At 72.3% G+C, this 10,283-nt stretch carries 9 protein-coding genes; 5 read left to right on the top strand and 4 right to left on the bottom strand.

Annotated features, from left to right (window positions below; genetic code table 11):
• Positions 1 to 106 precede the first annotated feature (106 nt).
• A complete protein-coding gene (locus AB0B68_RS30045) occupies positions 107 to 1,147 on the bottom strand; it encodes an SAM-dependent methyltransferase (RefSeq protein ID WP_357197426.1) in 1,041 nt (346 codons plus the stop codon).
• A 72-nt stretch (positions 1,148 to 1,219) separates the two neighbouring features.
• Here AB0B68_RS30045 and AB0B68_RS30040 point away from each other — a divergent pair, with 72 nt between their 5' ends.
• The gene (locus AB0B68_RS30040; protein WP_357264248.1) at positions 1,220 to 2,098 is read left to right on the top strand and encodes a zf-HC2 domain-containing protein; all 879 of its coding nucleotides are present in this window, start codon (positions 1,220 to 1,222) and stop codon (positions 2,096 to 2,098) included.
• Position 2,099: 1 nt separating this feature from the next.
• Here AB0B68_RS30040 and AB0B68_RS30035 read toward each other — a convergent pair whose 3' ends face one another.
• From AB0B68_RS30035 to AB0B68_RS30025, 3 genes are all read right to left on the bottom strand, one after another.
• Positions 2,100 to 2,759, bottom strand: coding sequence for a CGNR zinc finger domain-containing protein (locus AB0B68_RS30035; protein ID WP_357264245.1), 660 nt, complete (start codon positions 2,757 to 2,759; stop codon positions 2,100 to 2,102).
• A gap of 4 nt (positions 2,760 to 2,763) precedes the next feature.
• Positions 2,764 to 3,612, bottom strand: a complete 849-nt coding sequence (locus AB0B68_RS30030) for an MBL fold metallo-hydrolase (RefSeq protein ID WP_357197434.1) — start codon at positions 3,610 to 3,612, stop codon at positions 2,764 to 2,766.
• 138 nt (positions 3,613 to 3,750) lie between these two features.
• Positions 3,751 to 4,413: a TetR/AcrR family transcriptional regulator gene (locus tag AB0B68_RS30025; RefSeq protein WP_357197437.1), complete on the bottom strand. Its 663-nt coding sequence runs from the start codon at positions 4,411 to 4,413 to the stop codon at positions 3,751 to 3,753.
• 130 nt (positions 4,414 to 4,543) lie between these two features.
• Between AB0B68_RS30025 and AB0B68_RS30020 the strand changes: the two genes are divergently transcribed.
• The 4 genes from AB0B68_RS30020 to AB0B68_RS30005 are packed head-to-tail and all read left to right on the top strand — an operon-like array spanning position 4,544 to position 10,206.
• On the top strand, positions 4,544 to 5,704 hold the full coding sequence (locus AB0B68_RS30020; protein ID WP_357197440.1) for an acyl-CoA dehydrogenase family protein: 1,161 nt from the start codon (positions 4,544 to 4,546) through the stop codon (positions 5,702 to 5,704).
• Entirely contained in the window at positions 5,694 to 6,908 is a 1,215-nt protein-coding gene (locus AB0B68_RS30015; protein ID WP_357197443.1) for an acetyl-CoA C-acetyltransferase, read from the top strand. The genes AB0B68_RS30020 and AB0B68_RS30015 overlap by 11 nt, the downstream gene beginning before the upstream one ends.
• A 14-nt stretch (positions 6,909 to 6,922) precedes the next feature.
• Positions 6,923 to 9,079, top strand: coding sequence for a 3-hydroxyacyl-CoA dehydrogenase NAD-binding domain-containing protein (locus AB0B68_RS30010; protein ID WP_357264242.1), 2,157 nt, complete (start codon positions 6,923 to 6,925; stop codon positions 9,077 to 9,079).
• Positions 9,079 to 10,206, top strand: coding sequence for a CaiB/BaiF CoA-transferase family protein (locus tag AB0B68_RS30005; RefSeq protein ID WP_357264238.1), 1,128 nt, complete (start codon positions 9,079 to 9,081; stop codon positions 10,204 to 10,206). Before AB0B68_RS30010 ends, AB0B68_RS30005 begins: the two co-directional genes overlap by 1 nt.
• The last annotated feature ends 77 nt before the right edge of the window (positions 10,207 to 10,283 follow it).

The raw sequence follows: 10,283 nt of genomic DNA, 5'->3' as shown, positions 1-10,283 counted from the left end.
GAGGGGCGGAGGGGCGGAGGGGCGGAGGGGCGGAGGGGCGGAGGGGCGGAGGGGCGGAGGGGCGGAGGGGCGGAGGGGCGGAGGGGCGGAGGGGCGAGGCCGGGGGTCAGGCCGGGCGGCGTGCCACCAGCACGTCACGCATGATCGACTGGTCCACCCGGTGCCGCAGCGCGCGGTAGGGCTCGTCGTCGACCACCGTCAGGCCGGCGTCGGCCAACGCCGCCGCCGCGTCGTCCCGACTGGCGACGTGGGTGTTCCAGGAGATCCCGAGCGCACCGCCGGGCCGCAACAACCGGGCCCAGACCGGCGCGGCGTCCGCGAGCAACGCCAGCGGGTCGCGGGTCAACCCCTGCCCGGCGGTACGGCTGCCGTGCTGCACGCCGTACGGCGCGTCGGCGACGACCAGGTCCACGGTCTCCGGGCGGAAGAACTCCGCCGAGCGGGTGGTGTCGGCGTTGACCACGTCCAGCAGTTGCGTCTGGCCGGCCTTGTGCTCCTCACGGGTCGGCGCCACCTCGATCCGTACCCGCCGGCCGACCACCTTGCGCTCCCGCCGCACCGGCCCCGACTCCAGCACCCGGTGCTTGACCCGCTTCTGCTTCAGCCAGGTGGTGACGAACGCCCGGTACGCCTCGACGTCCTTCTGGTCGCGCTCGATCCCGGCGGCGTCGAAGCCGTACATCAGCGCCTGGTTGAGGGTGGTGCCCCGACCACAGAGCGGGTCGAGCACCCGGAACCGGCGGCTGGTCATCTCGGCGGCCCAGTCCGAGGCGAGCAGTGTGACGTTGAGCAGCAGCTTGGTGAACTGCTCATTGGTCTTGCCCGGGTACTTCTGAATGGTGAGCAGATCGTCGTCGTAGCGGTCCAGACGGCTCCACTCGATCGGCCGCAACAGCTCACCGACGATCTCGAACAACGCGTACCCGGCGGAGAGGTTGCCCAGGACGGCCAGGTCACGCTCGGTCAGCCCGTCGCCGGTGAACGTGATGTAGGACGCCCCTCCCACGACCTCGGTGTCCAGCTCGCCGATCCGGCCGTCCAGCGCCGAGCGGCCGAAGATCTCCAGCTCGGCCCGGGTGAGGTCGACTGCGGCGCGGGCGTACACCCGGTTGGTGGCGGGCAGGATCAGCAGGCCGTAACGCGTCATGATCCGGCGAGTATTCCACAACGGGTCACTGTCGCCGGGAACCGGAGCGGCTGCCGGAGCGACTACCGATACATGGGGTGTGAGCAGTGGCGGGAGGTCCTGTCCGCGCAGTTGGACGGGGAGGAGACCGCCGCCGAACTGGCGGCGGTGCAGGGGCACCTCGACGGGTGTGCCGATTGTCGGGCCTGGTTCACGGCGGCGGCCGCGGTGACCCGTCGGGTTCGTACCCGATTGGTGGTCGAGGTGCCCGACCGGACGGCGGCGATCCTTGCCGCCGCCAGCGCGGACCCGGCCCGCCGGTCACGGTGGCGGCGTGGCCCGCTGGTAGCCGGCCTGCGAAAGGTGCCCGGACGGGGTCAGCTCGCCGCCGGGTTGCGCGCGGCGTTCGGACGTGGCCCGCTCGTCGCCGGCCTGCGGTCGGCGCTCGGGCTGCTCGGCGCGGTGCAACTGGTGCTCGGCCTGGCCCAGGTCGGCCGGGGCGCGACCGCCGACCACCTGCACCCCACCGGCCAGCACCTGTGGCACGAGTCGGCGGCGTGGAACGTGGCAGTGGGCGCGGGCTTCCTGTTCGTGGCGTTGCGCCGCAGCCCGCCCGCCGGGCTGCTGCCGATGCTCAGCGCGTTCGTCGGCACGTTGCTGCTGCTGTCGGTGAACGACCTGGCCACCGGATCGGTGGGCGGGGAACGGCTGATCAGCCACGGCTTCCTGGTGGTCGGCTACCTGATCACCGTGGCGCTGTCCCGGCCCGGTCTGCGCCCCGGTGGCCCGGCACCACAGCGGCAGCCGACGCCGTCCCGCTGGCGCTTCGGGGCCGACGAGGTCGACCGGCCGCTGCGGGTGGTGCGCCCCGAGTCCTATCCGGCGCAGGCGGCCGACCGGTTCGCCGCCCCGGCGGCGAGTGCCGGCCGATCCAGCCGCACCGGCGAGGCCGACGAACGCCGGGCCGCCTGAGTCAGTCCGCCTGCCGCTGCCGCGCGCGGTGGGCGCGCAGGTTGGTGGGGTGCCCGCAGGCGCGGACGGAGTGCCAGGCCCCGCTGTTGTTGCGGGAGCGGTCGTAGAACGCCACCCGGCAGCGGGGGTTGCGGCAGGTCTTGATCCGCCGCCCCACGTCGGCGAGCTGCGCCTCGAACAGTGCGGCGAGAACGAGCGAGACCAGCAGATCGGCACCGAACCCGGCGGGGTCGAGGTGGACGGACCCGTCTCGATCGAGCCGGAGCGTGGCACCGGTGGTACGAGATCCGGTCGGAACCCGGTTCGACGCTCCGACGGGTTGCCCGGGGTCCGGCGTGATGCGGAGCCTGGCATCGATCTCGTCCGACAATTCCTCGCGGAAGATGCGCAGCGCCCGGAGCCCTGCGGCGTCGAGCGTGACGTCGGGCGCCGGGCGCCCGGTGGCCGTCGACCACTGCGCGACGGCCAGGTGGGCCCACTCCGTGGCGCTGTCCAGTTCGTCCAGGAGGTCCGGTTGCCGTGGCGCGCCGGCCGAGATCGTGTTGAGCAGATCCTGGACGAGCCCGAGGCCACCTGGGGCGGCGTCCAGGTCGTACCTCGCGGTGGCGGGCCACGACCCGACCACCACATCTGCTGGGTGGTCGGAAATCGAGGGCACCATCAGCTCACTTCCCGAGCAGGGCAAGCGCCCCGTACCACGCCGGTCCCGGATTGATCCGGTCTGGGTAGAGTCGCACGATCTCGTCGAAGAACTCACTGGCGGTCTGCTTCTCGGCCAACAGCCGCTCCACGTTCAGCAGGTACTGCCGGGTCTGGTCGATGCTGGCCGGGTCGTCGGGGAGGTCCCGGTTCTTGTGACTGGCGACGACTGCGCGGGGTGCGAGCGCCTCGACGCGGTCGAGGGCGTCGAGCCATTGCCGCAGGCCCCCGTTGGCGCTCTCCGAGATGTACTGGTGAACCCCGTTGTAGACGACGTCACCGGCGACCACCAGGCCGATCGACGGAACGTGCAGCACGGTGGACTGGTCGGTGTCGGTGTGCCCGGTTTCGACGGGTTGGATGAGATTGCCCTCCAGCAGGAACCCGTCGGCCGGCACGGGCACCGCGTCCACCGGCGACTCCGGGATCAGGCCGGGGAAATCCCTGTCGAACACCTCACTCCGGCCAACAGTGGCCTGCTGGTGCATGACCTCGATGGTGCCGGGCGTCGCGTAGGTGACGGCACCGGGGAAGCGCTTGACCAGCTCAGCCGCACCGAACCAGTGGTCGCCGTGCCCGTGGGTGGCGTAGATGTACGTCAGCCGCTTACCCGACTGGGCGATCCAGTCGCCCACCTTCGCGATCTGCTCGTGGGTGAAGGGTGGGTCCACGAGAAGGGCCTCCTCGGCCCCGAAGATCAACGTGGACGCGACCGGGCTTCCGTAAAGCCGCGACCCGTCCGGCATGCGCCGATCACCGGCTCGCATCGGGCCGTCTGAGACGAACACCTCGTAGGACAGGGCAGATGTGGTCATGTCTCCTCCTCCGGTGACGCGGTCGGCGGCACGTCGAGGGTGGGTACCCGTGGACCGCTGAAATAACCGTAGCCCCTATGCCTATTTCACCGGCAATCATCGCGCCCGTGGCCTGCGTCACCCGCCCCGAGTCAGGCCCTACGCCGAAGGTCCAGCCGGCTGTGCCGGCCGGGGCGAACCGTCGTCGGCGAGGGCCTGCGGGATGACCTGCTCGACGATGGTCAGCAGGGTGGCGGTGAGCAGCAGGTGCACCTGGGCGCGGGTCAGCGCGCCGCGCTGAAGCCATTCCCTGGCGGTCGACGTCGCCAGCCCGCCGTACGCGCGGACCATCCCGCGCAACTCCTCGCGGTGCTCCGCCTCGCCGGCCAGCCCGACGGCGACCAGCATCCGGTCCGCGGCGACCTCCTCGGCCTCGGCGAGCACCCGCTCCACGTCGGCGTCGCCGCCCATCCCCCGGGCGGTGACCGCCGCCAGCCACGAGGTGCTGTGCCGGGACACCACGTCGAGGAACCAGGTGACGCTGGCGTCGACCCGGGTCCGGAGATCACCCTTGGGCAGCCGCTCCACTGCAACCTCGGGGATGGTCACCATGACCCGGACGACCTCCAGGTAGAGGTCCTTCTTCGCACCGAAGTAATGGTTGACCAGGCCGCGAGCGACACCTGCCTCGCGGGCCACGTCGGTGGTCGACACGTCCGCGTACGGGCGCTCGCCGAACAGCCGGACCGCGCAGGCCAGGATCTGCCCACGCCGGGCGTCCGGCTCCAAACGGCGGCGGCGCGGAGCCGTCTCGACACTCATCTGCCCGACCCTATCGACAGCCCACCGGTCAGCAGCCGTTCCTCACCTTGATCACCGCGCGCCCCGACGCCGCCGCAGCCGTCCAGCACCGCTTATTGACAGCGTGCCAACAGGGCGCGAGGGTGTGCACATGTCGACGCCCGACCATCCCCCCTCGCCCTGGCGCGAACCGGAACACGACGACCTCGCCGAACTGGCCCGCACCTTCTTCACCAAGGAGGTGCTGCCGCACGCCGAACGCCTTCTCGCGCAGGGCCACCCGGACCGCGAGCACTACCGGCGCGCCGGTGAGCTGGGGCTGCTCGGCCTGTCGGTCCCGGAGGAGTTCGGCGGTGGAGGCGGCGGGTTCACCCACGAGGCGGTGCTGCTGCACGAGCAGGCGTACACCGGGGAGAGCAGTCTGGGCCTCGCCGTCCACAGTGGCATCGTCACCGGCTACCTGGTGGCGTACGGCAGCGAGGAGCAGAAGCGGCGCTGGCTGCCCGGCCTGTGCAGCGGCGAGCTGGTCGGTGCCATCGCGATGACCGAACCGGACGGCGGCTCCGATCTTCAGGCGATGCGGACCCGGGCGGTCCGCGACGGCGACGACTACCTGGTCACCGGCGCGAAGACGTTCATCACCAACGGTGGCCTGGCCGACCTGATCATCGTCGCCGTGAAGACCGACCCCGAGCAGCGGGCGGCCGGCGTCTCGCTGCTTGTCTGCGAGGTGGGCGGTGACCCGGAGGGCTTCCGGCGAGGTCGGCTGCTGTCCAAGATCGGCCTGCACGCCAACGACACGGCGGAGTTGTTCTTCGACGAGTTCCGGGTGCCGGCGGCCAACCTGCTCGGCGGCGCCGAAGGGCTGGGCTTCGTCCAACTCATGCAGCAGCTTCCGCAGGAACGGCTGGTCATCGGTGTGGGCGCGGTCGCCGCCATGGAACGGGCGGTCGCGCTGACCGTCGCGTACGCCAAGGAGCGCACCGCCTTCGGCAAGGCGTTGATGGGTCACCAGAACACCCGGATGGTGCTCGCCGAGTGCGCCACCCGCGCCCGGGTCAGCCGCGTCTTCCTGGACGACTGCATCGTCCGACACACCCGTGGCGACCTGGACGTCTCCACAGCGGCGATGGCGAAGTCGTGGCTCACCGACGGGCAGTGCGAGGTCGTCGACAGATGCCTTCAGCTCTTCGGCGGCTACGGCTACACGACGGAGTACCCGATCGCCCGGATGTACGCCGACGCCCGCGTCCAGAAGATCTACGGCGGCACCAACGAGATCATGAAGGAGTTGATCGCCCGTGCCCTCTGAGGCGTACGTCTATGACGCGGTCCGCACCCCGCGCGGACGCGGCCGGGACACCGGCGCGCTGCACGGGGTCAAGCCCATCTCCCTCGTGGTCGGCCTGATCGACGCGTTGCGGGAGCGCAACCCCGGCCTGGACGTCGGCCGGCTGGAGGACCTGCTGCTCGGCATCGTGACCCCGGTCGGCGAGCAGGGCGGCGACCTGGCCCGGGCCGCCGCGCTGCTGGCCGGCCTGCCGGACCAGGTCGGCGGGGTGCAGCTCAACAGGTTCTGCGCCTCCGGGTTGGAGGCGGTCAACTCCGCCGCCGCGCGAATCCGCTCCGGCTGGGAGCATCTGCTGCTCGCCGGCGGGGTCGAGTCGATGTCCCGGGTGCCGATGGGCTCCGACGGGGCGGCCTGGGCCACCGATCCACAGACCGCGCTGGCCACGTCGTTCGTGCCGCAGGGCGTCAGCGCGGACCTGATCGCCACCCTGGAGGGCTTCACCCGCGACGACGTGGACGGCTACGCGCTGCGGTCGCAGGAGCGGGCCGCCAAGGCGTGGGCCGGCGGATACTTCGCCCGCTCGGTGGTGCCGGTCCGCGACGGCAACGGCCTGGACATCCTCACCGTCGACGAGCACCCGCGCCCGGAGACGACCCGGGAGGCGCTGGCCAAGCTCACCCCGTCGTTCGCCACGATGGGTGAGGCGGCCGGCTTCGACGCGGTCGCGTTGCAGAAGTTCCACTGGCTGGAGGCCATCGAGCACGTCCACCACGCGGGCAACTCGTCCGGCATCGTGGACGGCGCGGCGTTGGCGCTGATCGGTTCGGAACAGGTTGGTCGGGATCTCAACCTCACCCCGCGCGCCCGGATCGTCGGCGCTGCGGTCACCGGCGCGGACCCGACGCTGATGTTGACCGGCCCGATCCCGGCCACCCACAAGGCGCTGGCCGTAGCCGGGCTGACAGTCGACGACATCGACCTGTTCGAGATCAACGAGGCGTTCGCCGCTGTGGTGCTCAAGTACGTCCGCGACTTGGGCCTCGACCCGGACCGGGTGAACGTCAACGGCGGCGCGATCGCGCTCGGCCACCCGCTCGGCGCGACCGGAGCGATGCTGCTCGGTACGGCGTTGGACGAGTTGGAGCGCCGCGACCTGCGCCGGGCCGTGGTGACCCTGTGCATCGGCGGCGGCATGGGCGTCGCCACAGTTCTCGAGCGCTGCTGACCCGGAGGACGACAATGACAAACACCATCCGGTACGACCGCGGCGCCGACGGCATCGTCACGCTCACCCTGGACGATCCCACCCAGTCCGCCAACACCATGAACCGGGCGTACGCCGCCTCGATGAGCGCTGTGCTGGACCGACTGGAGGCCGAGCCCGATCTCGTCGGCGTCATAGTGACCAGCGCGAAGTCGACCTTCTTCGCCGGCGGGGACCTGCCCGAGATGATCCGGGCGACCCGTGCCGACGCGCCCGACCTGGCCGACCTGCTCGGCGCCATCAAACGGGACCTGCGCCGGCTGGAGACGCTGGGCCGACCGGTGGTCGCCGCGGTCAACGGCTCCGCGCTCGGCGGTGGCCTGGAGATCGCGCTCGCCTGCCACCACCGGATCGCGCTGGACACCCCCGGCAGCCGGCTCGGGCTGCCCGAGGTGACGCTGGGCCTGCTGCCCGGGGCGGGTGGCGTCACCCGGACCGTGCGGATGCTCGGCCTGGCCGGCGCGCTGACCACGGTGCTGCTCACCGGCCGGCGGATGCGCCCGACCGAGGCGCTGTCGGTCGGGCTGGTCGACGAGGTGGTCGCCACGCCCGCCGAACTGCTGGACCGGGCACGGGCCTGGATCGCGGCGAACCCGCACCCGGCGCAACCGTGGGACCGGCCGGACTATCGGATGCCGGGTGGCACCCCGGCGAGCCGCTCGCTGGCCGCACAACTGCCCGCCTTCCCGGCGACGCTGCGCAAGCAGCTCAAGGGTGCCCGGCTACCCGCGCCCGAGGCGATCCTGGCCGCCGCCGTCGAGGGCGCACAGGTCGACCTGGAGACCGCCCTGACGGTGGAGACCCGGCACCTGATCGGCCTGCTCACCGGGCAGGTCGCCAAGAACATGATCGGTGCGTTCTTCTTCGACCTGAAGGCCGTCAACGGTGGTGCGGCCCGACCGACCGGTGTGGACGCCGCACCGGTACGCCGGGTGGCGGTGCTCGGGGCCGGCATGATGGGCGCGGGCATCGCGTACGCCTGCGCCAGCGCCGGGCTGGACGTCGTGGTCAAGGACGTCACCCCGGAGGCCGCCTGCCGGGCCCGCGAACACGCCGAGCGCCTACTGGCCCGCGCCGTACGCAAGGGCCGCAAGACCGAGGCGGACGCCCGCGCCGTACTGGAGCGGATCACCACCACCGACCAGGCGGACGTGCTGGCCGGCTGCGACGCGGTCATCGAGGCGGTCTTCGAGGACCCGGCGCTGAAGCAGCAGGTCTTCGCCGAGGTGCTACCCGTCCTGGCACCCGACGCGTTGCTCGCCTCCAACACCTCCACCCTGCCGATCACCGGGCTGGCCGCCGGCGTGGACCGGCCTGCGGACTTCATCGGCATGCACTTCTTCTCTCCGGTGGACCGGATGCCGCTGCTGGAGATCGTGGTGGGCGAGCGGACCGGGGACGTGGCGCTGGCCCGGGCCTTCGACCTGGGCCGGCGGATCGGCAAGACCCCGATCGTGGTCAACGACGGCCGGGGTTTCTTCACCAGCCGGGTGATCGGCAGGTTCATCGACGAGGCGGTCGGCATGGTCGCCGAGGGTGTCCCCGCCGCATCGGTGGAGCAGGCCGCCCTCCAGGCCGGCTACCCGACCGGGCCGCTGGCGCTGGCCGACGAGGTCAGTCTCACGCTGATCCAACGGATCCGCCGCCAGTTCGAGGCGGCCAGCGAGGAGTTCCGCCCGCTGCCGGCGCACCGCCTGGTGGACGAGCTGGTCGACGCGTACGACCGGCCGGGGCGCGCCGCCGGACGCGGCTTCTACTCCTACGACGAGGGTGCCCGGGGCCGGCTGTGGTCCGGGCTCGCCGACCTGATCACCGACGCGGGTCGGGCGGTGCCGTTCACCGACCTTCAGGAGCGGATGCTCTTCGCCGAGGCGCTGGACGCGCTGCGCTGCCTCGACGAGGGGGTGCTCCGCACCGAGACCGACGCCAACATCGGCTCGATCTTCGGCATCGGCTTCCCGGCGTGGACGGGCGGGGTGATCCGCTACGTCCGGCAGTACACGGGCGGCCCGGCCGGCTTCGCGGCCCGTGCCACCGAGCTGGCCGCCAGCTACGGCGACCGGTTCACGCCCCCCGCCGACCTGGCCGACCGGCTCGCCGCCCTTCGGGCCGAACCGGCTGACGTCGCGTGATGGCGGCCCGCGGTGGGCCGCTGGCCGGGGTGCGCGTGGTCGAGCTGGCCAGCCTCGCCCCGGCGCCGTTCGGCTGCATGGTGCTCGCCGACCTCGGCGCGGACGTGGTGCGGGTGGACCGGCCGGGCGCACCGGGAGCGGGCCGGCTGGCCGCACCGACCAGCGGGCCGTTGCAACGCGGCCGGCAGGTCACCGCGCTGGACCTCAAGTCCCCGGCCGGGGTGGCGGACCTGCTGCGCCTCGCCGACCGCGCGGACGTGCTGGTCGAGGCGTACCGGCCGGGGGTGGCCGAGCGGCTCGGCTTCGGGCCGGAGGTGTGCCAGGCCCGCAACCCCCGACTGGTGTACGCGCGGATGACCGGCTGGGGTCAGGACGGCCCGCTGGCAGCCCGAGCCGGGCACGACATCGACTACATCGCGGTGGCCGGGGCGTTGGAGCCGCTCGGACGGGCCGGCGAACGCCCGTACGCGCCGATGAACCTGCTCGGCGACTTCGGCGGCGGCGGGATGCTGCTCGCCGTCGGGGTGCTGGCCGCGCTGCTGGAGCGGGAGCGCTCCGGCGTCGGCCAGGTGGTCGACGCGGCGATGGTGGACGGCTCGGCGCTGCTCACCTCGTTCCTGCACGGGCTGCTCGGCGCCGGCCTGTGGGCCGCCCCACGCGGGGGCAACATGTTCGACGGCGGGGCCCCGTTCTACGACACGTACGCCACCGCCGACGGTGGATTCATGGCGGTCGGCGCGATGGAACCGGCCTTCTACGCCGTACTGCTCACCGGCCTCGGCCTCGCCGACGACCCGGACCTGCCCGCCCAGTACGACCCGAGCGGCTGGGACGAGCTGCGCCGCCGGTTCACCGAACGGTTCGCCCAGCGCACCCGGGACGAGTGGACGGCTGTCTTCGCCGACCTGGACGCCTGCGTCGCGCCGGTGCTCGCCCCCGGCGAGGCGCACGCGCACCCGCACAACGCGGCCCGGGGCACGTTCGTCGAGGTGGGCGGCGAGATCCAGCCGGCCCCCGCACCCCGCTTCGACCGCACCCCGACCGACCAACCAACCCCGGCACCCAACCCGGAGCAGGACGTCCTACCCGTCGAGGAGATCCTCACCCACTGGCCCCAGCGCCCCTGACCGACCCCCTCACCTTGTTGATCAAGAGGTTTGCGTCAGGAAATCGCCTTCCGGTGACGCAAACCTCTTGATAAAAG

Source organism: Micromonospora sp. NPDC049049, assembly GCF_040649115.1.
GTDB lineage: Bacteria > Actinomycetota > Actinomycetes > Mycobacteriales > Micromonosporaceae > Micromonospora.
Note: the sequence above shows the minus strand (reverse complement) of the source record. Positions and strands in the feature narration are given on the sequence as shown.

Coding starts and splice junctions, on each gene's coding strand:
- AB0B68_RS30045 (WP_357197426.1), bottom strand. CDS start 1,147: ATGACGCGTTACGGCCTGCTGATCCTGCCCGCCACCAACCGGGTGTAC.
- AB0B68_RS30040 (WP_357264248.1), top strand. CDS start 1,220: ATGGGGTGTGAGCAGTGGCGGGAGGTCCTGTCCGCGCAGTTGGACGGG.
- AB0B68_RS30035 (WP_357264245.1), bottom strand. CDS start 2,759: ATGGTGCCCTCGATTTCCGACCACCCAGCAGATGTGGTGGTCGGGTCG.
- AB0B68_RS30030 (WP_357197434.1), bottom strand. CDS start 3,612: ATGACCACATCTGCCCTGTCCTACGAGGTGTTCGTCTCAGACGGCCCG.
- AB0B68_RS30025 (WP_357197437.1), bottom strand. CDS start 4,413: ATGAGTGTCGAGACGGCTCCGCGCCGCCGCCGTTTGGAGCCGGACGCC.
- AB0B68_RS30020 (WP_357197440.1), top strand. CDS start 4,544: ATGTCGACGCCCGACCATCCCCCCTCGCCCTGGCGCGAACCGGAACAC.
- AB0B68_RS30010 (WP_357264242.1), top strand. CDS start 6,923: ATGACAAACACCATCCGGTACGACCGCGGCGCCGACGGCATCGTCACG.
- AB0B68_RS30005 (WP_357264238.1), top strand. CDS start 9,079: ATGGCGGCCCGCGGTGGGCCGCTGGCCGGGGTGCGCGTGGTCGAGCTG.